The organism is Methanocaldococcus vulcanius M7, assembly GCF_000024625.1.
GTDB classification, from domain to species: Archaea; AGJL01; Methanococci; order Methanococcales; family Methanocaldococcaceae; genus Methanocaldococcus; species Methanocaldococcus vulcanius.
Genome location: NC_013407.1, coordinates 155686 through 178549 on the forward strand (window position 1 = coordinate 155686; position 22864 = coordinate 178549).

Here is a 22864-nt window from a genome sequence, read left to right on the forward strand (position 1 = left end):
AAGTAAATCTTATGTAGTATGAGGTGATATGATGGACACAACATTAATAGCTCTGGGAGCACTCGCTTTAAGTGGAGCATTGGCAACAGTTGCAGGTTGTGCCGAGGATGCAGAATCAGATGTAGGTTCTCAATCAAACCCAAACTCACAGGTTCAGTTAGCACCGCAGATGGGTAATATCCACAGATACTATAACAAGGCAATATCCGGAGAGCCCGTTTCATATGGATTGTTTGTTGCGGTAGCAGGATCTATTGCATACGCTTTAATACAGGCAGGCATAAACCCAATACTGGCTATAATACTGGGAGCAGGAGCTGCGGCTTTTGTTCATGGTGCATATGCGGTTTCAGCATACTTGGGAAGAATTGTTGGTCAATCAAAAAACTTCGGTCAGCCAGTTTACTGGGACGTTGTAATGAGCCATTTGGGCCCAATTGTTGGACATGGTTTTATTGCTGTTTTTTGTATGGTTTTAATGGCATACTTAGCAAATACATTATTAGGAGATCCGTTCCCGTTACCATTGATAGCATTTATATTTGGTATTACTGTTGGGGCAATTGGTTCCTCAACAGGAGACGTTCACTATGGTGCTGAAAGAGAGTATCAAAAGTATCCATTTGGAGGAGGAGTTCCAGTTGCTAACCATGGAGATATTGATGTTGAAGCGGATTATGGTATAAGAAATAGCATGGATTCTTCATACTTCTGTGTAAGAGTAGGTAGCGTTTTGACAGGATTATGTTTTGGTTTGATCGTTTTCTTAGACGGATGGAGAGGTGTCTTGGGTAATATATTAGGAGGATTAAGCGGAGGAAGTGCAATAAATGCTTCAATAATATCCATAGTTATAGGTTTGATAATCGTTGCTGCAATGGCTATAATAAACAGAAAGATTGAGGTATTTGCAAGAAACAAGTTTGGACCATACACAAAATAAAAAATTAACTCATTTAAAAGTTTGTAAAAAGGTGATGATATGGATGCAATTAGTGCGATTATTCCATTGATTGAAATAACAGCGGCAGGAGCAATAATTAACGCAAGCGTTCACTTCATCCCTGTCGGAGGAGCTCCAGCGGCTATGGCTACATCAACAGGGGTCGGGACAGGAACAACTCAGTTAGCAGCAGGAGCAGGTTTTACTGGATTGTTAGGAGCTGCGGTAATGTCTGCTACTGTTGGTCTTTCTCCGATTGGGATGACGTTAATCATGATCTCTGGAGCAATTAGTTCTATGATCATGCTTGGAGTTACTATGTTGATAGGTCAGTTGATCTATGTGTTTGGAGTTGGAGTAGTTCCTGCAGCAGATAAGTGTGAAATCGATCCAATAACCAAAGATCCACAGAAGCCATATGTTACTCCAGGAACCACTGGGCATGGGATCCCAACTGTTTGTTTTATTAGTGGATTGATAGGAGCTGCATTAGGAGGAATTGGAGGGGCTTTGGCATACATTGCTTTGAGAAAACTTGGTTTAGAACCAGGAGTTGCAGGAATGTTAGCGGTTGGATTTTTCTTTATAAATGCGGTTATTGCATCATATAACATCGGAGGAACTATTGAAGGATTCCACGATCCAAAGTTCAAAAAACTTCCAAATGGAGTTATTGCATCAACAATAGCATCTATATTGTTTGGAATAATATCTGTCTTGATGGTATTATAAAAATAAAAAATTAAAAAATAAAAAATTTGATTCAAGTTTGGAAGGTGATTAATCATGTCACATGGCGGAGGAGGACATGCATCTGAACTTTATCCTGAAGAGCAGATCTTTGCCGTAGGTATTGCATTAGCATTTATTGGTTGTTATTTAGCAAACTTTTTAGCCCCATATGGTTTGGGTATGTTGTTAGGTGGATTATTTGCTTCTGCTGCATGTGTTGCAGGGGCAAACACGGTTAGAAAGGTAGCTGCTTATGGTTTAGGGACAGGGGTTCCATCTATTGGTATGGTCAGTTTAGGTATGGGGACATTAGCAGCGGTTGCTGGAATTTTAATCCCTGACTACTTTAACTTGCCTTATTTAGTAGCTCCTGTAATAACACTCATTGTTTCAGCAGTTATTGGATATGTCGTTGGAAAATTAACTGTAAATCCTGTAGGTATGAAGATTCCAATTATGGTTAGGAGTATGACATTCCTTTCGATAGCAGGAGCAATGGCATTATTGGGCTTCACAATTGCATATGTTGGAAGTATGGAGCCAAGAGCGTATATTGATGGAGCATTGAATAACGGATTAATGGCTTTGGCATTTATTGCAGCAGGTATGGCTATATTACACCCATTTAACGCATGTTTAGGGCCTAATGAAAGCCATAAAAGAACATTAACACTTGCAGTTGCATGTGGTTTATTGACATGGTTTATCTTTTCAGCAGTAAGATTGGATCTCATATCAATGATCGTTTCAATAGTGTTATGGGCAATTGTCTATGTGAAATTCGTTAAGATGTCGTTGAAGGATGCATGTGCAGTTTTACATGTTCCAGAAATTCCTAAGAAGGAAGAAGAATAAGGTGAGAACACATGGCAACTTATGTATTTATTGATCTAAACATACCTCTGGTTTATAATGTTGAGACGGGGGTTATAACGAAAGGATTTGGAGATATTCTTTATGTAGATGTTGCTCCAATTGAGGAACAGATTAAAAAGTTAGAAACACTCGTTGATGCATATGAACACTCGTTAGATCCAAGATACCCTCCATTAAAGTCATTCCCGAATAGAGATGGTGTTTATGCAATGGCAGGGTATTTCAAGAGTGCATTCTTTGGATTTTGGATTGGTCTTGGAATAATGGCATTATTGGCAATAATATTGGGAGTTAAAATATTATTTAAAACTTTGAGTTAAAATATCATTTAAAACTTTTTAGGTGGTTATTATGGTTGAAAAAAGAGAACCAGCACCAGGATGGCCAATTGTCTCTGGAGAGTATGTTGTTGGAAATCCTGAAAGTTGTGTGGGAGTTGTAACATTAGGTTCCCACGGTTTGGAGCAGGCATGTATTGATGCAGGAGCAGCTATTGCAGGACCTTGCCACACTGAAAATTTAGGTATTGAAAAGGTTGTGGCAAACTATATCTCAAATCCAAACATCAGATTTATGATTCTCTGTGGATCAGAGGTTCAGGGACATATAACTGGACAGTGTTTTAAAGCACTGTGGGAGAATGGTATTGGAGATGATGGAGGAATTATCGGAGCTAAGGGAGCAATTCCTTTCCTTGAAAACGTGGGTAAAGATGCGGTTGAGAGATTCCAAAGACAAATTGTTGAGGTTGTTGATCTAATTGATTGTGAGGATGTTGGAAAAATAACACAGGCAATAAAGGAATGTTTAAGCAAAGATCCTGGAGCTATTGATGAAGATCCATTTATTATTCAACTTGAAGGTGGAAAAGGAGGAGAAGAGGAAGAAGAGGGAGTTATAAAACCAATAACCCCAGAGATGGCAATTGTTGAGAGTAGAATAAGATTGATAGGAAATGAGATGGCATATAATGGTCTTTTAGCTAAATGGCAGGCAGGTTATTACAACGGGAAGATTCAGGGAATTGCTACTGGATTGTTTCTAATGCTGTTGATAATGGGAATACTAATGTTCTAATAAAAAATTAAAAATAAAATGGGATGAAATTATATTAATTTTATTTAAAAAGGTGAGAAAATGGGTGTTGAGGTCTCTAACAAGCCAAACATCTCTTCAATACAGAGTTATATAGATGATTTAGAGTATAAAGTTGGATTAATAACAAGAAACAGGGGTCTTGAAAGCGGAGTAGAGTCGGCTGGAACTAAGGGGCTGATAATAGGAGCAGTTTCAGCAGTGGTTATGATGGGAATTCCACTTGCTTTATACTTCTTAATGAAATAAACCAAGATAATAAAACGAAAAGTGAAAAATAAAATGACTCATGTCTTGAGGTGAATTTAAATGGCAGATGATGAAAAATTGCCACAGGTAATAATGGATCCTGCTGATTACGAAGCATTAAAAAAGAGATTAGATGAATTAGAAAGAAAGGTTGAAAACACAAATGCTGAACTCTTCCAGATGGCGGGGAAGAAAGTTGGAAGAGATGTCGGTATCTTGTATGGTTTGGTTATTGGGATCATTTTATCGTCTATCCTTCCAGCATTGGTAAAGATAATTCAAATACTCACTTTAAAAATAACTATTCAGCACTAAATACCAAAACAATAAAAACCGAAACTTAAAAAACAAAAAATCAAATAAAAATAAAAAATAAAAAATTATAAATGCTGAGGTGAGAAGTTATGTTTAAATTTGACAGAGAGCAGCACGTATTCGAAATTGCAGGAAGAAAAATTGGAGGTCAGCCAGGAGAGTATCCAACAGCTTTAGCAGGAACTATATTCTATGCAAGACACAAGATCGTTGAGGATGAAAGGAAGGGAATTTTCGATAAGGCAGCTGCTGAGGATCTAATAAACAAGCAGGCAGAGATGGAAGATATAACTGGAAACCCTGCATTGGTTCAGGTATTTGGGGGAACCCCAGAGGCTTTAGTTAATTATATTGACTTTGTTGCTGAAGTTTGGGATGGGCCAATGTTATTGGACTCTACATCAGGAGAAGCAAGGATGGCTGCTGCAAAGAGAGCAACTGAAGCAGGGTATGCTAATCAATGCATTTACAATTCTATTAACGTTTCCATTGATGAGCAAGAATATCAGGTTTTAGTTGAGAGCGATTTAGAAGCATCAATCGTTTTATGTTTCGATCCAATGGATCCAACTGTTGAAGGTAAGATAAACGTTTTGACAAATGGTGGAAAGACAGCAGATAAGGGAATGTTGGAATTAGCTGAAAAAGCAGGTATTAAATATCCTTTAATCGATACTGCGGTTACTCCATTAGGTAATGGTGCAGGAGCCGCTGTCAGGGCATCATTTGCCGTTAAAGCGTTATTTGGATATCCAGTAGGTAGCGGTATTCATAATATCCCCTCAGCTTGGGATTGGTTAAGGGAGTTTAGAAAGCAGTTAAGAGAAGCAGGAGAGAAACAAAAGGCAAAAGATATTCACCACGTTTGTGATATTGGAGCAAACTTGGTTCAAGTTATGGCTTCAGGAGACTTTGTCCTTTATGGACCAATTGACAATTCATATATGACATTTCCAGCAGTTGCAATGGTTGATGCAATTATTGCAGAGGCAGCGAAAGAATTAGGAATCGAGCCAATTGACGAACATCCATTCAAGAAGTTAGTATAAATTATTTTTCTTTTTTCTTTTTTATTTTTTTCTGGTTCTATATATGTAAATATTGGTATAATATACCTTCAAAAATAATATATATTTATGAATTTGATAAACATAATAAATATAAATAATATGAAAATAAAAACTTGTGGTTTTTATGAGGGTTGCTTACTCTCGAATAAACAGCCCTATTATTGTGGGATCTATTTTAATGATAGAAGGAGTTATATTTTTAATTGTTTCATTGGTTGTTTGTAATTTCTATTTAGATTATGGTCTAATTTCTATTAAAAGAGATTTTTAATATTTTGCTTGTTTTATTTGGTGTTGGAGTATTATTTGGAATTTATTTGTCTAAACGTTTATTAGAAAAAGGAGAGATTAATGATTATGTAATATTTGAAAAAAAGTGTTTGGAAAATTTTTTGAAGTATTTTTTATTCTCTTTTCCTTTAATAATTATGCTTTCAGCAGTATTGATTAAATATGTTATTGTGTCCTCTACATCTTACACTGAGATAGAGAGCATATTTTTACTATCTATATGGAGTTATGGAGGAGGAGTTTGTTTTTCGTTGGGTTGGAGGATATTGAAGGAAAAAAATAAAAAATAGTTATTCACTGTTTGAAAGTGGAATATCATAAACTATATCTTCGATTTTGAAGTCCAATCTCAAATTACTTATATTATTTGGTGGATTAAATAACCAGTATCCATTAATTTCTTGATATATGCCAAGATCTACATCATCTAAACCGCCGATTTTCCAATATTTGGTGTTGTTGTGGATTAAACACACTGCCATAGGGGAGAATTCATAGTCATCTTGATTTAAGTTTTTAACTATAAAATCTACCCTAAACGCTTTTTTTATTTTTCCTGTGGTGTTATCATAAATTCTACAATAACCATACTCTTTTACAGTAAATTTGATTCCTGTTTCGTTTCTATACTGCTCTATATTTGTTTTAATAGAATGTTCGTGATATTCATTTTCAAGAATATGCTGTATCTCTTCGGGAGAGTATTTTTCGATAGTTCCATAGATTGTTTTAGAGATTGAAATGTTTCCTGATTTGAATGTTAAGACAAACTTTGCAGTGTCGTAGAAACCCTTAATTTGTGGTAGTTTAATTTCATAGAATTTGGAAGTTGTTTGAAGTTCGTTTATGTTGTATGTTCTGTTATACAATAAACCGCTGTCATCATATATTGTTAATATAACTTCTCCATTTTTGGGTTTTGCGATACTTCCATTTTCATAAATTAAATTAAACTGAATTTTTGTAGCATTTCCCTCCCTAACTAAATACATGCAGTTTATTTCTTTTATTTTTGGAGTTTGAATTTCTACGGGTTTGGACATCTGTTCATTTTTTACAACATTTTTATTTTCAGAGATGTTTGTGTTGTTCATTTGGTTTTGGCTTGTTGTGCATCCACAAAATACAAGGGAGAAGGTAATAACTGCCAAAATAAAAAGTATCTTTTTCATATTCTCACCTATCTTTAAGTGTAGTATTTTGTATTAACATTAATTTTTTGTGTTGCTATATTTTTATATTTTGTTGTCCTTAGATATATTAACAAGAATAACAGTGAATAATAATGAATGAATAATGAAGAATAAAAAGGACGATGAGGTTATGAAATTAAATAAAAAAATTAAATAAAATAGTAATCAATTTAATAATAGTAATAAATATATTGATAAACAAAATTAATAAACAAAAGCAAAAAATAAGAAAAAAAGAAAAAAATGGTTGTATTTTAATCACTTTTATTCTTTTAAGGCAGGAATAACTTTCTTACCTATTAATTTGATTGCTGTTTCCTTGTTTGGTCCAATTGGAGAACCAGCAACGATTTGAGTAACTCCCATTTCAGCTAATTTTTTACATTTTTCAACAACTTCTTCAGGAGTTCCATAGATTGAAAATGCCTCTAACATCTTGTCATCAACGTTCTTGAATGCTTCTGGGAAGTTTCCTGATTTTAAAGCATTTCTTATTGCTTCAACTTTCTCCATGTCAATTCCATGTCTCTCTAAGACAACTGGAGGAGAACCAGCTGCAATGAAAGCAACAACTGGAATTGCTGCCTGTTTTGCTTTATCTGCCTTTTTATCTACTGACATACATGCGTAGGCAGCAACATCGATCTCATCCATACTTCTTCCAGCTGCCTCAGCTCCCTTCTTAATTAATGGAATTGCAACTTCGAAGTCCTTTGGATTTGATGCGTTGATTAAGACCCCATCAGCAATCATTCCAGCTGTTTCTAACATCTTTGGTCCTTGAGCACCCATGTAGATTGGAACTTTTTCTTGGATTGGTTTTACAGCTAAGGAAGCTCCAGCTATTTTAACAACTTTTCCTTCGAAAGAGACCCTTTCTCCTGCCAATAATTTTCTCATAACTTCTATTGATTCTTTTAAGGTTGTAACTGGTTTAACCCATTCAATTCCTAAAGCGTCAAATGTTGCTTTATCTCCAGGACCAATTCCTAAGACGGCTCTTCCTCCTGATAGTTCATCTAAGGTTGCAATTGCTGAAGCAGTTATTGCTGGACTTCTAACGTATGGGTTGGTAACTCCTGGACCTAATTTTATTTTGTTAGTGTTCATTGAAATTGCAGTTAAAGCCATGTAAACGTTTCTGTTGTTGTAGTGATCTGTTATCCAACAGTATTCAAATCCATTGTCCTCTGCTAACTTAACATAATAACAGAGTTTTTGTATTGGTTCATTTGGAACAAATTCAATACCGAATTTCACGATCTCACCTTTTGTTTTTTGTTATTAACCACAATTATTATATTATCGTTTTATGGTAGTAATTAAGTTTTCTATTTACCGCAAATCGAAAAATATTTATAGGGGTAAAAATTTTTGATTGGGGCATTAACTTATCTAAACAAAATCAAATAAAATTAAAAATTTAAAAATATCCATCAACAAGGTAAGTGATAAAGTAAATAAAACAAATAATAAAACAAATCATTAGAATTATTAAAAATAAAAAATAATACTAAAATAAACAGGTAATAAAATGATAACAATTACGAGGTGGTTAGAAATTGAGGAAATGATATTCAAAAAAATTCCGAAGTGTATAGTTAATAAAAAAATACTTGAAAAATTGAAAGATAGGGGGGTTGAAATAACAGATGTTTTAGGTAAGGGGCATAGGGGAATTGTATTTAAAGGTAGATTTAAAGATAAAGATGTAGCAATAAAAATTCCAAGAGTCGATAGTCCAAAAAATACTATAATTCACGAAGCAGAAGTTTTAAGAAGGATTGAGAGTTATCAAATTTCTCCACAGGTGTATGATTATGATAGCGACTACTTGATAATGGATTATATAGATGGAGAGGAGTTAAAGTCCGCAATTTCCAAATTAGATGATAAAAGTTTATTAAAAGTGGTCGAAGATATTTTAAAGATCTCTATAAAACTTGATACTCTTGGGATTGAACATGGAGAAATACAAGGCGGTAGGCATTTTTTAATAGAAGGAAAAAGAACATATATAATTGATTTTGACAAAGCACGAATTAAAAAAACGACAAAAAACTTTACTGAGGCAGTTTCTCTGTTATTTGGAGGAGGGAGGATTGCTTCTATTGTTAGGGAGAAGTTAAACTTGACATCTGAGGATATTGAGTTTTTGATGTCTATTGCAAAAATATATAAAAAGTATAGATAACATTTTAAATATTAATAAAGGAGGGATATTCATGATCAAGATTATCACAAGAACATTAAAGGAGATTGAGCCATTGGATAATGCCCTTCTAATTGAAGGATTGCCTGGAATTGGCCATGTTGGAAGGTTGGCAGCTGAACATTTGGTTCACGAGTTTAAAGGAGAGAAGTTTTTAGAACTTTTTTGTTATGATTTTCCACCGCAAGTGCTGGTAAAGGATGATGGGACTATTGAATATATGTCTGCTGAGTTTTATGTTATTGAAGATCCAAAACCAATGATTGTAGTTTTAGGTAATACTCAGGCCTTATCTCCAGTTGGACAGTATTATCTTTCTGAAAATATTGTAGATATAGGAATTAAATATGGGGCCAATTTTGTTTATACGTTGGGAGGTTTTGGTGTAGGAAAGTTATGTGAAGAAGTAAAGGTTTATGGAGCAACTACATCAAAGAAGTTAGCTGAAAAATTAAAGGAGAATGGAATACTTTTCAGGACTGATGGTGGTGGAATTGTAGGAGCTGCTGGATTAATGCTAATGTTTGCAGATTTGAGGGGAATTGATGGAGTATGCTTGATGGGAGAAACTCCGGGGTATTTAATTGATCCAAATGCTGCAAAAGCGGTTTTAGAAAAGTTCTGTAAGCTTGAAAATATAGAGATTAATATGGAAGAGTTGGAGAAAAGAGCTAAGGGAATGGAGCAATTCATTGAGAAAATAAAGAAATTTGAAGAAGAAATGATGAAGGCCGCTCAGGCAAAGCCACCAAATGAGGAGGATTTAAGATATATAGGTTAAAATTTTCTAATTTCTAAACTCTTTATACTATACATATTTTACCATATTTTACTAATGGCATAATTTACCTATTCTAATAATATCAAATTGCAAATGTATATGTAAATATACAATTACAACAATTGAGGAATTTAAGATATAAAATCATTTTCAGTAGATAAGAGATATTTTTAAATAATTTTATTGGGTTTTTATATATTTTAGTTTCGTATTTTTTAGTATATCGGCAAATTAATCTGTGATGGTGAAAGAATGTGTAAAAATGCTGAGTTGATAAAAATGCTAAAAGAGGTTGGATGTATAAAATTTGGGGATTTTGTTTTATCTTCTGGTAAGAGAAGTGATTATTATATTGATATTAAGAAGGCAACAACAAATCCAAAGGTTTTAAAATTAGTTGGAGAGATGATAGCGGATAGGATTAAAGATGAAAATGTTAAAGTTGCAGGTGTTGAACTTGGGTCTGTTCCAATAGCAACTGCTGTTTCTATAATATCCCAAAAACCTCTATTAATTGTAAGAAAAAAAGCGAAAGATTACGGAACTAAAAATAAGATTGAGGGAGAATTAAATAAAGGAGATAGAGTTGTTATTGTTGAAGATGTCACTACAACAGGAGGAAGTGTTTTAAAGGCAGTAAAAGAAATTAGAGAGAATGGCGGAATTGTTGATAGGGTTTTTGTAGTTGTTGACAGAATGGAAGGGGCAAGAGAAAATCTGAAAAAAGAGGGCGTGGAGTTGATACCTCTTGTAAGTGTTAAGGAGTTAAGAGAAAATCTTTAATTCATATCTTATTTCAATTCATTTTAATTTATTATTTTATTTTTTAAAAGATCTAAAAACTCGTTAATTTTCTTTTTTGAATATCCAAATTTTTTGGCAACTTTGTATACAATCTTCTCCCCTCCACTTCCATACTGAGCAGCTTTTTTGGGTCTAAATGCGATATAGTCAGGAAGATATTTGGAAGCAACATCTCTTAAGATCTTCTTTCTTAGTTCTGAGATTTTATATTCCACTGGAATAGATAACGCAATCTCTACAACTTCTTCATCTAAAAACGGAACTCTTAACTCAACACCGTTTGCCATTGTGCAGTGATCGTCTCTCTCTAAATTTACTGAGTGAAGGTTTTTTATATCTTTTAGTAATTCTTCTTTTAACATTTCAGCTCCTTTCTCTCTAAAAATTCGTTCATACCTTGCATATCCACCAAATAACTCATCAGCTCCCTGACCCGATAACACAACTTTCAATCCGTCTTCACTTGCCATTTCGGAAGCTACATATATTGGAATTCCAACACCTATTTTCATTAGATCGACTTCGTCTATTGCCTTGGCTACTTTAAACACGTATTTTTCATATTCATCTTCGGATATTATTTTTTTTCTTATTGGGAGGTTTAAGTCCTTGGCTAATCTTTCCGCATAAATTATATCCTCGCTATTTTCAATTCCAACTGCGTAAAGTATGACATCACAATATAATGATGATAATTTAGCAATTAATGAGCTATCGACCCCTCCGGAGCATATAATCCCTACTCTATCTAAACCTCTAACTCTTTTTAAAACTGCTCTTTTTAATGCTTTATCTAAGTATTCTTTTGCTGTGCTATAATCATGCTGAGACATATAATTAGATTTTATTTTTTTAAACTCTTCTATAATCTCAAACCTATCATCATCAAGGTAGTATATTAATTGAGAATTTGGTTTTATTCGTTTTATTTCTTTATTTAGCAGATCTAAGTCCTTATCTAATCCATCAATGTTTATAAGCAAATGCCACAGTGCTTTTCTTTCAGAAGCAAATGCAAAGTATTCCTTCCTATCTACATAGAAGAGGGGTTTAACTCCAAATGTATCTCTTGCCAATATAACAATATTTTTAGATTTGTCATACAGGGCAAATGCATAGTCCCCATCAATCTCATTTAGTTTTTCTTCTTCATATAAGTGAATGATAACTTCATTATCACTGTCAGTCCTAAATTCATGATTTTGTTTTAGATAGTCCCTTAATTCGATATAATTATATATTTCTCCATTACACACTATCCATGCACTTTCATCTTCGTTCGGTATTGGCTGAACTCCATATCTACCTACGATTGCTAATCTATTGTGCCCTAAGGTTATGTTTTTTATCTCTTCTTTTTCTATATCTTTAATATCATCGAATTTTTCAAAATATATAACGTCTTCATCAATTAGTAGGCCTGAATTATCTCTCCCCCTATGTTTTAAAATTCTCATCATGTCTATTGAGTATTTGCTTGATATTGGATTTTCTTTTACAATTATTCCACTTATGGAACACATGATTCCCACATTGCCTTATTTTCATTGTTTATTAATTTTGCCGGTTAATGTTTTGTCTTGTAGATTTTTTGATTTTTTTGTTAGGATGTATTTTAAGATTACTACGGTTTATAAAATTTCAGTAAAAGTAAAATAAAAAGATTTAAATAGTGCATCTTAGATCAATATTAATATGGGCAGATATTAATTGATTTGGTAAATATAGGAGGTGATAGGAATGATTCCATTGATACCAACATCAAGGACAGAGATTGATAAGTTGGAGCATATTTTGATACTTGGAACATTGTTTAGACCAGAGATTTTGGAATTAATAAAGGATCCGATAGAGAAGGTTACGTGGGTGGATTCGTTAGCCATAGCAGCGGGAGCTTTGGCAAGGGAAAAGGCGGGTTATACAATTAGAGAGATTGCTGAAGAACTTGGAAGGACAGAACAAACTATAAGAAAACATTTGAAAGGGGAAACAAAGGCAGGAAAGTTGGTTAGGGAGACGTATGAGATGCTGAAAAGAGGAGAATTGAATATTGAGGAAGTTGAGAAATTCTTAGAAGCGGTTGTTAGAAAAGAGGAATTAGAGAAACTATCTGATTTAAAGAAATTGGAAGAAGAAATAGAAAGATTAAAGAAAGAAAGAGATGAATTACTTAAAAAAATACAAAGAACTAAGGAGTTGCTAAAAACTGCCTTGGAAGCGTTGGAGTAGGTTAGATAATTTCTCCTTTTTATCGTAATTTATTTTTATAATTAAGTATTTTTTAATTATTTTGGCTTTAATATTCATTTTATCTTTTAACTTTTTGTTCTAACTCTAAAATTTTTAATATTAAATTTTTAACGTTCTTGGAGGAGATACTATGAGAAAAGTTGTGGCTGAGGTATCAATAATTCCAATGGGTAAAGGAGCGAGCGTTTCAAGATATATAAAAAAGGCAATTGAGGTTTTTAAGAAATATGATCTTAAGGTAGAATCAGGAGCAATGAGCACTGTTTTGGAAGGGGATTTAGATGAGATATTAAAAGCGTTTAAAGAGGCGCATTCAGCTGTTTTAGAGGATGTAGATAGAGTAGTTAGTAGTTTGAAAATAGATGAGAGGAAAGATAAGGAAAACTCAATAGAAAGGAAGTTAAAAGCGATTGGAGAGTTGTAGTATTATAATTTGATTTTAATCTTTTATTCTATTTTTTTAATGTTTTCACTCCTCTTTTTGTTCCCACTAAAACCTTATCAACTTTCGTAAATATTCCGTTCTCCACAACACCTGGGATGTTATTTATCTCTTTTTCAAGTTCTACGGCATCTTCTATATTCATAAATGTATCTAAGATCATATTGCCGTTGTCGGTTATAACGGGCCCCCTCTTTCTTTCTCCTAACCTTATAACTGCATCTCCTCCCATTTCTGATAATGCCCTCATAACAACTCTATAGGAGAGAGGAATCACCTCTACTGGAATCGGAAATTTCTCTCCTAATTTTTTTACAAGTTTTCCTTCATCAACTAATACAACGAACTCTCCTGCATTATAGTCAACGATCTTTTCCTGAGTGTGGCATCCTCCTCCGCCCTTTATTAAGAATAGCGTTTTTTCTTCCACTTCATCAGCTCCATCGAAAGCAATATCAATATCATACTCGTCTAAGCTAACAAGAGGTATTTCATATTGCATTGCCAACATTTTAGCTTCGAAAGACGTTGGAATACCAAAGACCGTTAATTCTTCTTCTTTTATCCTATTTCCAAGTTCTCGAATAAATAGAGCGGATGTTGAACCGGTTCCTAAACCTATAACCATTCCATCTTTAACTAATTTTACCGCTTCTTTCGCTACTTTCAGTTTTAGATCTTCGCTTGACACGTTTATCCCTCATGGTCTTTAATATGATTTCAAATAAAAATTCAGATGAGTTGTAAGATCACAGTGTATCTTAAACACATAGACAAATACAAATATAAAAATGTAATTAGTAAATATAGAAAATATATTTGGAGTATATTCACTTGATATGATAAGTATAAAAAGTTTTTGATGATTATGAGATGATCCTATCTATCATATTTAACTGCAAGGCCATTTTAATTTCCCTTGCTATCCTTTGTCCCATACTCAATGGCTCACCATTGTATAGGAAGGAGTAAGCACTACCATTCATAAAGCTGTTTGTTCCTCCGTCAACTCTTGCACTCATCTCAAATACAACTAATTCAAGGTTTTCATTACATAAACTCTGCAAACAGAAAGGTCCAATCATTCCCGGTGGGATGAGTTCTTTTGCCTTGGCAACTAACTTATCTCCCATTTCAAAGACCTGAGGCAGTAAACTTTCCCTAATAACCACAGGAATGTTTCCAGTAATAACGTAGCTCGGGTTTATATTCATTTCTAACTGATCTTTTGCAGGAATTCTAACCAAACCATCTATATTACTTTCATATCTTCTATCCATTCCTAATAATTCAACTTCATCCTTTAATGGAGAGTAGAAGTAATGTATACAGAAGTTGGTTCCAACAACATACTCCTCGATATGAGCGTTCTTTATATCTTCATCATCTAATATACCTCTATTTTTTAAATCTTCCGCTTTTTTATAAAATTCCTCTGTTGACGAGGCAATGAAATATCCTCTCCCTCCTCTTGCTCCTGGGAATTTAACTATAACTGTTCCATCAATATCCTCGGGACTTTTATATTTTTTAGGGACTCTTAGTCCTGCTTCTCGTAATAATTTACCTTCTAAATTTCTTTCTGACTCCCATCTTAATATTTTTCTATTTCCAAACATCGGAACTAAAAAATTGTTTTCTACGTTGTCTAAACCACAGTAGGCAATAAAAGAGCCATGTGGGACTACAATAGCATTTAATTCTCTCAACTTTTCCTGAATTTCTTCATTTTTTATATCAGAAAAGTTATCCACATATATAAATTTATCCGCAACTTTAAACCTTTTGTATGGAACATCCCTACCTTTCATAGTTATGCAAACAGTTGAAAATCCTTCTAACTTTGCTCCTTTTAAAATATGTAAAGAGGTATGGCTTCCCAATGTTGCTATTGTAATCTCATCTTTATTATATCTTTTAAATATCTCTAAAATTTCCTCTTTTTTTATCATTAACTTTCACCCATCGATTTTTTTATCACTTTCATATTTTTAAAAAAGCGTATATAAAACGCTTACTTCTAAGAGTAAGTAGAAACTAATAAATATGAGGAGCTATCGTGCTTCACTTTAAAGGTGATGTGTTTGATAATTGTAGGAGTCGATGAAGCAGGAAGGGGGCCTGTTCTTGGGCCTATGGTTGTTTGTGCTTTTGCAATCGAGAAAGATAGAGAGGATTTACTAAGAGATCTTGGAGTTAAAGATAGTAAGTTGTTGAGTAAAAGTAAGAGATCTCAATTGAAAAAACAACTTGAACGTATTGGATATGTTAAGAAAAAAATACTGACGGCAAATGAGATAAATACCTTAATGAATAAAATAAATTTAAATGAAATAGAGATCAATGCATTTTCAGAGGTTATTATGGGATTAATAAATGATCTAAATTTAAAGGACGAATATTTAGAAATATATGTGGATGCATGTAGCACAAATGCAAAAAAATTTGAAAATGAACTTAAAAACAGAATAAAAGATATAGAAAATCAGAAAAATTTAAAAATAAAAGTTATTGCTGAACATAAAGCTGACTTAAAGTATCCTATTGTTTCTTCCGCTTCTATAATTGCAAAGGCGGATAGGGATGAGATAATAGAGCAGTATAAGAAAAAATACGGAGAAATTGGAAGTGGTTATCCCTCAGATCCAAAAACAATAAAATTTCTTGAAAAATATTTTGAAGAGTATGGATCTCTCCCAAATATTGCAAGAGTTCACTGGAAAACGTGTAAAAGAATCTTAGATAGATCGAAACAAACAACTCTTAAATTGGACTTGTGAGAGGAATATATTTTTATTAAATTATTTTTAATATCCCAAATATTTAATAAAAAGGTTGAGGAGATAGGAATGTTTGCTTATAAATTATTAGTTGATGAGCGAGGAAAGAGATACTTATTAAAACGAAATGTTGAAAAATTCGGAACGGATCTTGGAGTAGTAGATATGAAAGGCGTTGAAGAGGGCGTTGAATTAATATCTCACAAAGGCCATAAATTCTACTTAGTTGAGCCAACAATGTTTGATATATTAAAAAGGATGAAAAGAACAGTTACGACATTATTACCTAAGGATATAGGATTTATAATTGCAAGAGCAGGAATTCGAGAAGGAGAAACCGTAGTTGAAGCAGGAACGGGCTCGGGAGCTTTAACTATGTATTTGTCCAATGCTGTTGGAAAAACTGGAAAGGTTATAACCTATGATATAAGACCTGAATTTGCCAAGGTTGCGAGAAAAAATCTCCTTAAAGTTGGGGCAATTAAGAAAGGACAGAGAATTATAGGTTTAGATGAGGAATTTGACGATGAAGGAGAAATTGAAATAGAGAATGGATTATTTAATGTCATTCAAAAAATTGGAGATGTTAGAGAGAAAATAGACGAGGAAAATGTGGATGTTATTGTCCTTGATTTGCCTGATCCTTGGAATGTTGTTGAGAATGCAAAAAAAGCTTTGAATAGTAAAAGAGGCCGAATAGTTACTTATCTCCCATATATTGAACAAGTAAAAAAAACCGTTGAAAAACTTAAAGAAGAAGGGTTTTGGGACATCCATACATATGAATTGATAGAAAGAGAAATCGAGATCTCAGAGAAAGGAGTCCGCCCATCTACACGAATGATTGGACACACTGGATACATAACCGTTGCAAGAGTTCCTCCTAAACAAATTTAACTTGTTGTTTGTTTTTATTTTTTTGTGTTTTGAGTTTTTAGTTTAGATTTTTGTTTTTTATTTGTTTTTAGTTGGTTTCTGAGGGTTGGTTTGTTTAATTGTTTCTTATATTTAGATGTGTTTGATTATGGAGTTTTTTTAGAGTTTTTAATTGTTTATAGTTGTTTTTAGAAATCCACGGTTAATTAAGTGTGTTTTTTGTTTTTGTTAATTATTTATTGTTGTTTTTTAAATAAAAGTTTGAATTGTTTTGTTAAAAGGTTTATAAAGAAAAGGGGTTATCTATGGGTAGAAATCTTATAGTGTAGAAAAATATAAATATTAGTAAAAACATTATAATGAAATAAGAAAGATTGTCCTATTAAAATCAGCACGGATCGTGATGGAAACTGGAAAATCGGAGTAGTTTAGTGCGGTTAAGTAATATATTAAAATCAGCACGGATCGTGATGGAAACACAATTTTAGTTGCTGTTTAATACTATGTTTTTATAATAATTAAAATCAGCACGGATCGTGATGGAAACTGGAAAATCGGAGTAGTTTAGTGCGGTTAAGTAATATATTAAAATCAGCACGGATCGTGATGGAAACACAATTTTAGTTGCTGTTTAATACTATGTTTTTATAATAATTAAAATCAGCACGGATCGTGATGGAAACTGTTTTAGAAATGCTTCTTTTGCTTCTAACCTACACATTAAAATCAGCACGGATCGTGATGGAAACATATTTGTTCTATTTTTTCTAAATAATCTTCTGTTATTGTATTAAAATCAGCACGATTCGTGATGGAAATTTCTTCTTTTCTTCTAATATTTTATCTGCTTCTTCTTTATTAATTAAAATAAGCACGATTCGTGATGAAAACTCATCTCTTTTTGTATCTCCTACTATGTAATATTTATATTAAAATCAGGATGTAAAAAGATATTAAAATCATTTTTTATTGAGCAGTAATCGATCATAAAAGAGCCCTAACTTACTAAGTTGACATAAATAGGACGATCTCTATATATGGTCCTTTTTTGATGTGTGTTTTATCAATAATAGTTTTTTAGACATGCATACTATTCATTGGCAATAGTATATATTTGCATAAATAAAACAATAGAAAATTAATAAAAAATTTAAAAGAGTAATGTCAATAGGAAATAGATATTGGCTAAAATCAACAGAGGTGAAATTTTGGATTTTTCAGAGTGGTATTCTGATATTTTAGAAAAGGCAGGAATTTATGATGTAAGATACCCAATAAAAGGGTGTGGTGTTTATCTTCCATACGGGTTTAAAATCAGAAGATATGCGTTTGAACTAATAAGGAAATTGTTAGATGAAACAGGGCACGATGAAACATTATTTCCAATGTTAATTCCAGAAGATCTATTGGCAAAAGAGGCAGAACATATAAAGGGATTTGAAGATGAAGTTTACTGGGTGACTCACGGTGGAAAAACCCCGTTAGATGTTAAATTGGCACTAAGACCAACATCAGAAACACCAATATATTATATGATGAGATTATGGGTTAAAGTCCATACAGATCTTCCGATAAAAGTATATCAAATAGTTAATACGTTTAGATATGAAACGAAACACACCAGACCTTTAATTAGATTAAGAGAGATAATGACATTTAAAGAGGCACACACAGCACATTCAACAAAAGAAGAAGCGGAAAAACAAGTTGAAGAGGCAATATCTATTTATAAAAAATTCTTTGATGTATTGGGAATCCCCCATTTAGTGTCAAAAAGACCAGAATGGGATAAATTTCCAGGAGCAGAGTATACGATGGCATTTGATACAATATTTCCAGATGGAAGGGTTATGCAAATAGCAACTGTCCATAATTTAGGTCAGAATTTCTCTAAAACATTTGAAATTATATTTGAGACCCCAACAGGAGATAAAGATTTTGCATATCAAACATGTTATGGAATATCGGATAGAGTTATTGCTTCAATTATCGCAATTCATGGAGATGAAAAAGGATTAATTCTCCCTCCAGTAGTTGCTCCTCTGCAAATAGTTATTGTTCCACTGATCTTTAAAGGGAAGAAAGAAATAGTTATGGAGAAATCAAAAGAGATATATGAACGATTAAAAGATAAATACAGAGTTTATATTGATGATAGAGATATAAGGCCTGGAAAGAAGTTTTACGATTGGGAAATAAAAGGAGTTCCTTTAAGAATCGAAGTAGGGCCGAAAGATATAGAAAGTGGAAAGATAACAATATTTAGAAGAGACACCATGGAAAAATTTCAAGTTGAGGATGAGCAATTAGAGGATGAGATAGAAAAAACTTTAAATAATATTATGGAAAATATAAAAAATAAAGCTTACAGAAAATTTGAAGAATATATAACAATGCTTGAAGATGTAGATTTAGAAAAAATTAGAAAGATTTTATCTGAAAAAAGAGGAGTTGTGTTAATTCCATATAAAAAAGAGATATACAATGAGGATCTTGAGGAGAAAGTGGATGCAACTATTTTGGGAGAGACGAACTATAAAGGAAAAAAATATATTGCAATAGCAAAAACATATTAAGTAATTTTTAATTTTTTTCAATATTAATCACAAAAAAATAATTCGTATCAGATAACCTTATTAGACAAATTCAATTTTAAATATCTTAAATTAAAACAAACTAACGTAAATAATCAATAACTAAAATGTAAGTTTAATGTAATTTAGGGTTTAATGCAGGATGATGATATAAAAAATAAGCAATAGCATAATAATCCCAAATACGTTCATATAATAAAATCAAAACTATCTATTGACGCTACCACTTATAAAAGATAGGTAAAATAGTTTAGGAAGGTCATAAGTAAAACATAAAACAAAAAATAACTAAAAGATAACTATCAAATATTTAAATGTGATAATCTTATAGTCAAGGTGAAAAAATGGATACAATGAAAGGAACAACCACTGTCGGTTTAATTTGTGATGATGCGGTAATCTTAGCAACAGATAAGAGAGCATCAATGGGAAACTTGATAGCAGATAAGGAAGCAAAAAAATTATATAAGATAGATGATTACATTGCAATGACTATTGCAGGAAGTGTGGGTGATGCCCAGGCAATAGTTAGGGCATTAATCGCAGAGGCAAGATTGTATAAAATGAGAACTGGTAAAAACATCTCTCCAAGAGCTTGTGCTACTTTATTAAGTAATATCCTACATTCAAGCAGGATGTTTCCTTTTTTAACTCAGATAATTATAGGGGGCTATGATCTTACAGATGGGCCTAAATTATTTTCCTTAGATCCACTTGGAGGAATGAATGAAGAAAAAACCTTTACATCGACAGGTTCTGGTTCTCCAATTGCCTACGGGGTTTTAGAGGCAGAGTATGATAGGGACATGTCAATAGAAGAAGGACTAAAATTAGCGTTAAAGGCATTAAAATCAGCAATGGAAAGAGATACGTATTCTGGAAATGGAGTTTCTGTAGCAGTTATTACAAAGGAGGGGGTTAAATTATTAAGTGATGAAGAGATAACTAAGTTATTAGGAAATGATAAATCAAAAACTAAGAAAAAATCTACAAGAAGAAGAAAGAAAAGTAAATAATTCAAATAAATGAAGATCAATCAATAAAAATTTTGATAAAATGAAAAAATATAAAAATGAGTATGAATAATTATTTAAGTATTTTTTAGAACTACTATTTATGTTTATAAATATAAATGGGATCATATAAAAACAATATTAACTAATATGAATAATAAAATAAATTATTACATCCTTTAAAATAATAAAAAGTTCGTAATTCCGTTTAATAAATCATTAATTAAAAATTATTAATCAGACATTAAATAAAATAATTAAAAAATTAAAATTTCAGAAGGGTTTCTATTTTAACATTCAAACTACACAATTTTCATTTTTTAACTTAACAATGTGTGTAATTTTCAATTTAAAACCATCTAAAAAGCACGGAGGAGGATTATTTTGTCAGCAGAAGAGGTTTTAGAAAATATAAGAAAAGAGATAATAAAAAAATCACCAAAAGAGGCAAAAATTGTAGATGTTCAATTTGAGGGGCCCGAAGTGGTTGTCTATGTTAAAAACCCGGAAATATTTACAAACGAAATAATAAAAAATCTTGCAAAAGACCTCAGAAAAAGAATATCCATAAGACCAGATCCGTCTGTTTTAGTAGAGCCAGAAATAGCAAAAAAGAAGATATTTGAAATTGTTCCAGAAGAGGCAGAGATAACAAACTTTGTTTTTGATGCAAACACGGGAGAGGTTATAATAGAATCAAAAAAACCAGGTCTCGTTATTGGGAAAGAAGGGAAAACACTGGAAATGATAAAAAAAGCAATAAGATGGGCACCTAAACCAGTAAGATCTCCTCCAATACAATCTGAAACAATAAAAGCAATTAGGGCAACACTTTATAGGGAGCGAGATGAAGTTAAAGAGATTCTTAGGAGAATAGGTAGAAGAATACACCGAGATATTGTTGTTAGAGGGGATTATTGGATAAGGGTCTCTTTTTTAGGAGGGGCGAGAGAAGTCGGTAGATCTTGCCTATACGTGCAAACACCAGATACAAGAGTTTTAATCGATTGTGGAATTAACGTTGCCTGCGAAGATAAGGCATTTCCACACTTCGATGCCCCAGAATTTTCAATTGAGGACTTAGATGCAGTGATTATAACTCATGCTCACTTAGATCACTGTGGTTTTGTTCCCGGGTTGTTTAGATATGGTTATGATGGGCCTGTCTATTGCACAAGACCCACAAGAGATCTTATGACATTATTACAAAAAGATTATTTGGAAATCGCTAAAAAAGAAGGAAAAGAAGTTCCTTATTCTTCAAAAGACATAAAAACGTGCGTTAAACATACAATACCAATTGACTACGGAGTTACGACCGATATAAGCCCAACAATAAAACTAACCCTACATAATGCAGGGCACGTGCTTGGATCAGCCATTGCTCACCTCCACATTGGAGAGGGGTTGTATAATTTAGCTTACACAGGAGACATAAAATTTGAAACTTCTCGACTTTTAGAGCCAGCTGTTTGCCAGTTTCCAAGATTGGAAACATTAATCATAGAATCAACTTACGGAGCTTATGATGATGTTCTACCAGAGAGAGAAGAAGCAGAGAGGGAGCTTTTGAAGGTAGTTAGTGAAACAACAGATAAGGGAGGAAAGGTTTTAATTCCTGTCTTTGGTGTTGGAAGAGCTCAGGAATTGATGCTCGTGTTAGAGGAGGGATATAATCAAGGTATATTTAATGCTCCCGTTTACTTGGATGGAATGATCTGGGAAGCAACTGCAATACACACTGCATATCCAGAATATCTATCAAAAGAGATGAGGCAGAAGATATTCCACGAAGGGGATAATCCTTTCCTATCGGAGGTATTTAAAAGAGTTGGAAGCACGAATGAGAGAAGAAAAGTTATTGATAGCGATGAACCGTGTGTTATTTTAGCAACATCTGGAATGTTAACAGGAGGACCAAGTGTTGAATATTTAAAACACTTAGCTCCTGATGAGAAAAATGCCATAATATTTGTAGGTTATCAGGCGGAGGGAACGTTGGGAAGAAAAGTGCAAAGAGGTTGGAAAGAGATTCCAATAGTTACAAGAAATGGAAAAACCAAGTCCATACCGATAAATTTACAGGTTTATACAATTGAAGGATTCTCTGGACATAGTGATAGAAAGCAATTAATTAAATATGTTAGAAGGTTAAAACCGTCTCCTGAAAAGATAATAATGGTTCATGGAGAGGAGAGTAAGTGTTTGGATTTTGCAGATACGGTTAGAAGGTTATTTAAAAAACAAACCTGTGTTCCTATGAATTTAGATGCAGTTAGGATAAAATAATAAAATAATTAAAATATAATTAAATTAAAATATTAGAATAGTATTGATAAATGCAATAT

At 32.9% G+C, this 22864-nt stretch carries 24 protein-coding genes and 1 CRISPR repeat array; of the genes, 19 read left to right on the forward strand and 5 right to left on the reverse strand.

The window, feature by feature from the left end; genetic code table 11:
• The first annotated feature begins 31 nt into the window (after window positions 1–31).
• The 9 genes from mtrE (at window position 32) to METVU_RS00780 (ending at window position 5861) form a co-directional block, all read left to right on the forward strand.
• Window positions 32–943: a tetrahydromethanopterin S-methyltransferase subunit E gene (mtrE, locus tag METVU_RS00740; protein ID WP_012819564.1), complete on the forward strand. Its 912-nt coding sequence runs from the start codon at window positions 32–34 to the stop codon at window positions 941–943.
• Window positions 944–982: 39 nt separating this feature from the next.
• The gene (gene mtrD / locus METVU_RS00745) at window positions 983–1675 is read left to right on the forward strand and encodes a tetrahydromethanopterin S-methyltransferase subunit D (protein ID WP_012819565.1); all 693 of its coding nucleotides are present in this window, start codon (window positions 983–985) and stop codon (window positions 1673–1675) included.
• Window positions 1676–1729: 54 nt separating this feature from the next.
• Window positions 1730–2530 (forward strand): tetrahydromethanopterin S-methyltransferase subunit MtrC, encoded by an 801-nt coding sequence (mtrC, locus tag METVU_RS00750; RefSeq protein ID WP_012819566.1) that lies wholly within the window; start codon window positions 1730–1732, stop codon window positions 2528–2530.
• Window positions 2531–2541: 11 nt separating this feature from the next.
• Window positions 2542–2871, forward strand: coding sequence for a tetrahydromethanopterin S-methyltransferase subunit B (locus tag METVU_RS00755; RefSeq protein WP_012819567.1), 330 nt, complete (start codon window positions 2542–2544; stop codon window positions 2869–2871).
• A 31-nt stretch (window positions 2872–2902) separates the two neighbouring features.
• Window positions 2903–3628, forward strand: coding sequence for a tetrahydromethanopterin S-methyltransferase subunit A (gene mtrA, locus METVU_RS00760; RefSeq protein WP_012819568.1), 726 nt, complete (start codon window positions 2903–2905; stop codon window positions 3626–3628).
• A 60-nt stretch (window positions 3629–3688) separates the two neighbouring features.
• The gene (locus METVU_RS00765; RefSeq protein ID WP_012819569.1) at window positions 3689–3895 is read left to right on the forward strand and encodes a tetrahydromethanopterin S-methyltransferase subunit F; all 207 of its coding nucleotides are present in this window, start codon (window positions 3689–3691) and stop codon (window positions 3893–3895) included.
• Between the two features lie 60 nt (window positions 3896–3955).
• The gene (gene mtrG, locus METVU_RS00770) at window positions 3956–4210 is read left to right on the forward strand and encodes a tetrahydromethanopterin S-methyltransferase subunit MtrG (RefSeq protein WP_012819570.1); all 255 of its coding nucleotides are present in this window, start codon (window positions 3956–3958) and stop codon (window positions 4208–4210) included.
• A gap of 89 nt (window positions 4211–4299) precedes the next feature.
• Window positions 4300–5259 (forward strand): tetrahydromethanopterin S-methyltransferase subunit H, encoded by a 960-nt coding sequence (gene mtrH, locus METVU_RS00775; RefSeq protein WP_012819571.1) that lies wholly within the window; start codon window positions 4300–4302, stop codon window positions 5257–5259.
• Window positions 5260–5555: 296 nt separating this feature from the next.
• A complete protein-coding gene (locus METVU_RS00780) occupies window positions 5556–5861 on the forward strand; it encodes a hypothetical protein (RefSeq protein ID WP_245528145.1) in 306 nt (101 codons plus the stop codon).
• Here the strand turns inward: METVU_RS00780 and METVU_RS00785 are convergent, their stop codons facing one another.
• Entirely contained in the window at window positions 5862–6743 is an 882-nt protein-coding gene (locus METVU_RS00785; protein ID WP_012819572.1) for a hypothetical protein, read from the reverse strand.
• A 285-nt stretch (window positions 6744–7028) separates the two neighbouring features.
• Window positions 7029–8024: a 5,10-methylenetetrahydromethanopterin reductase gene (gene mer, locus METVU_RS00790; RefSeq protein ID WP_012819573.1), complete on the reverse strand. Its 996-nt coding sequence runs from the start codon at window positions 8022–8024 to the stop codon at window positions 7029–7031.
• 274 nt (window positions 8025–8298) lie between these two features.
• On the opposite strand from mer, the gene METVU_RS00795 reads away from it, so the two are divergent.
• The 3 genes from METVU_RS00795 to pyrE all read left to right on the forward strand — a co-directional run bounded on the left by METVU_RS00795 (window position 8299) and on the right by pyrE (window position 10540).
• On the forward strand, window positions 8299–8958 hold the full coding sequence (locus METVU_RS00795) for a protein kinase (RefSeq protein WP_012819574.1): 660 nt from the start codon (window positions 8299–8301) through the stop codon (window positions 8956–8958).
• A gap of 31 nt (window positions 8959–8989) precedes the next feature.
• The gene (locus METVU_RS00800; RefSeq protein ID WP_012819575.1) at window positions 8990–9757 is read left to right on the forward strand and encodes a proteasome assembly chaperone family protein; all 768 of its coding nucleotides are present in this window, start codon (window positions 8990–8992) and stop codon (window positions 9755–9757) included.
• 252 nt (window positions 9758–10009) lie between these two features.
• Window positions 10010–10540 carry an orotate phosphoribosyltransferase gene (pyrE, locus tag METVU_RS00805; protein WP_012819576.1) on the forward strand — a complete coding sequence of 177 codons (531 nt, stop codon included), beginning with the start codon at window positions 10010–10012 and terminating at the stop codon, window positions 10538–10540.
• Window positions 10541–10563: 23 nt separating this feature from the next.
• Here the strand turns inward: pyrE and asnB are convergent, their stop codons facing one another.
• Entirely contained in the window at window positions 10564–12084 is a 1521-nt protein-coding gene (gene asnB / locus METVU_RS00810) for an asparagine synthase (glutamine-hydrolyzing) (protein ID WP_012819577.1), read from the reverse strand.
• Between the two features lie 217 nt (window positions 12085–12301).
• On the opposite strand from asnB, the gene METVU_RS00815 reads away from it, so the two are divergent.
• Window positions 12302–12790 (forward strand): hypothetical protein, encoded by a 489-nt coding sequence (locus tag METVU_RS00815; RefSeq protein WP_012819578.1) that lies wholly within the window; start codon window positions 12302–12304, stop codon window positions 12788–12790.
• 151 nt (window positions 12791–12941) lie between these two features.
• Window positions 12942–13235: an MTH1187 family thiamine-binding protein gene (locus tag METVU_RS00820; protein WP_012819579.1), complete on the forward strand. Its 294-nt coding sequence runs from the start codon at window positions 12942–12944 to the stop codon at window positions 13233–13235.
• Between the two features lie 28 nt (window positions 13236–13263).
• Here METVU_RS00820 and rpiA read toward each other — a convergent pair whose 3' ends face one another.
• Window positions 13264–13944, reverse strand: a complete 681-nt coding sequence (rpiA, locus tag METVU_RS00825) for a ribose-5-phosphate isomerase RpiA (protein ID WP_012819580.1) — start codon at window positions 13942–13944, stop codon at window positions 13264–13266.
• Window positions 13945–14119: 175 nt separating this feature from the next.
• Window positions 14120–15205 carry a formate--phosphoribosylaminoimidazolecarboxamide ligase gene (locus tag METVU_RS00830; RefSeq protein WP_012819581.1) on the reverse strand — a complete coding sequence of 362 codons (1086 nt, stop codon included), beginning with the start codon at window positions 15203–15205 and terminating at the stop codon, window positions 14120–14122.
• Between the two features lie 126 nt (window positions 15206–15331).
• Here METVU_RS00830 and rnhB point away from each other — a divergent pair, with 126 nt between their 5' ends.
• The 5 genes from rnhB to METVU_RS00855 all read left to right on the forward strand — a co-directional run bounded on the left by rnhB (window position 15332) and on the right by METVU_RS00855 (window position 22805).
• A complete protein-coding gene (rnhB, locus tag METVU_RS00835; RefSeq protein ID WP_012819582.1) occupies window positions 15332–16033 on the forward strand; it encodes a ribonuclease HII in 702 nt (233 codons plus the stop codon).
• Between the two features lie 69 nt (window positions 16034–16102).
• On the forward strand, window positions 16103–16930 hold the full coding sequence (locus METVU_RS00840; protein WP_012819583.1) for a tRNA (adenine-N1)-methyltransferase: 828 nt from the start codon (window positions 16103–16105) through the stop codon (window positions 16928–16930).
• A gap of 360 nt (window positions 16931–17290) precedes the next feature.
• A CRISPR array of direct repeats spans window positions 17291–17800; the repeat unit is 30 nt; unit sequence ATTAAAATCAGCACGGATCGTGATGGAAAC.
• Between the two features lie 317 nt (window positions 17801–18117).
• On the forward strand, window positions 18118–19485 hold the full coding sequence (gene proS, locus METVU_RS00845; RefSeq protein ID WP_048196659.1) for a proline--tRNA ligase: 1368 nt from the start codon (window positions 18118–18120) through the stop codon (window positions 19483–19485).
• 362 nt (window positions 19486–19847) lie between these two features.
• Window positions 19848–20519, forward strand: a complete 672-nt coding sequence (psmB, locus tag METVU_RS00850) for an archaeal proteasome endopeptidase complex subunit beta (RefSeq protein ID WP_012819585.1) — start codon at window positions 19848–19850, stop codon at window positions 20517–20519.
• 381 nt (window positions 20520–20900) lie between these two features.
• A complete protein-coding gene (locus METVU_RS00855) occupies window positions 20901–22805 on the forward strand; it encodes a beta-CASP ribonuclease aCPSF1 (protein WP_012819586.1) in 1905 nt (634 codons plus the stop codon).
• Window positions 22806–22864 lie beyond the last annotated feature (59 nt).

What these genes read in the sequence shown, in the direction of transcription:
- mtrE (WP_012819564.1), top strand. Translation starts at nt 32, where the DNA reads ATGGACACAACATTAATAGCTCTGGGAGCACTCGCTTTAAGTGGAGCA.
- mtrD (WP_012819565.1), top strand. Translation starts at nt 983, where the DNA reads ATGGATGCAATTAGTGCGATTATTCCATTGATTGAAATAACAGCGGCA.
- mtrC (WP_012819566.1), top strand. Translation starts at nt 1,730, where the DNA reads ATGTCACATGGCGGAGGAGGACATGCATCTGAACTTTATCCTGAAGAG.
- METVU_RS00755 (WP_012819567.1), top strand. Translation starts at nt 2,542, where the DNA reads ATGGCAACTTATGTATTTATTGATCTAAACATACCTCTGGTTTATAAT.
- mtrA (WP_012819568.1), top strand. Translation starts at nt 2,903, where the DNA reads ATGGTTGAAAAAAGAGAACCAGCACCAGGATGGCCAATTGTCTCTGGA.
- METVU_RS00765 (WP_012819569.1), top strand. Translation starts at nt 3,689, where the DNA reads ATGGGTGTTGAGGTCTCTAACAAGCCAAACATCTCTTCAATACAGAGT.
- mtrG (WP_012819570.1), top strand. Translation starts at nt 3,956, where the DNA reads ATGGCAGATGATGAAAAATTGCCACAGGTAATAATGGATCCTGCTGAT.
- mtrH (WP_012819571.1), top strand. Translation starts at nt 4,300, where the DNA reads ATGTTTAAATTTGACAGAGAGCAGCACGTATTCGAAATTGCAGGAAGA.
- METVU_RS00785 (WP_012819572.1), bottom strand. Translation starts at nt 6,743, where the DNA reads ATGAAAAAGATACTTTTTATTTTGGCAGTTATTACCTTCTCCCTTGTA.
- METVU_RS00795 (WP_012819574.1), top strand. Translation starts at nt 8,299, where the DNA reads ATGATAACAATTACGAGGTGGTTAGAAATTGAGGAAATGATATTCAAA.
- METVU_RS00800 (WP_012819575.1), top strand. Translation starts at nt 8,990, where the DNA reads ATGATCAAGATTATCACAAGAACATTAAAGGAGATTGAGCCATTGGAT.
- pyrE (WP_012819576.1), top strand. Translation starts at nt 10,010, where the DNA reads ATGTGTAAAAATGCTGAGTTGATAAAAATGCTAAAAGAGGTTGGATGT.
- asnB (WP_012819577.1), bottom strand. Translation starts at nt 12,084, where the DNA reads ATGTGTTCCATAAGTGGAATAATTGTAAAAGAAAATCCAATATCAAGC.
- METVU_RS00815 (WP_012819578.1), top strand. Translation starts at nt 12,302, where the DNA reads ATGATTCCATTGATACCAACATCAAGGACAGAGATTGATAAGTTGGAG.
- METVU_RS00820 (WP_012819579.1), top strand. Translation starts at nt 12,942, where the DNA reads ATGAGAAAAGTTGTGGCTGAGGTATCAATAATTCCAATGGGTAAAGGA.
- METVU_RS00830 (WP_012819581.1), bottom strand. Translation starts at nt 15,205, where the DNA reads ATGATAAAAAAAGAGGAAATTTTAGAGATATTTAAAAGATATAATAAA.
- rnhB (WP_012819582.1), top strand. Translation starts at nt 15,332, where the DNA reads ATGTGTTTGATAATTGTAGGAGTCGATGAAGCAGGAAGGGGGCCTGTT.
- METVU_RS00840 (WP_012819583.1), top strand. Translation starts at nt 16,103, where the DNA reads ATGTTTGCTTATAAATTATTAGTTGATGAGCGAGGAAAGAGATACTTA.
- psmB (WP_012819585.1), top strand. Translation starts at nt 19,848, where the DNA reads ATGGATACAATGAAAGGAACAACCACTGTCGGTTTAATTTGTGATGAT.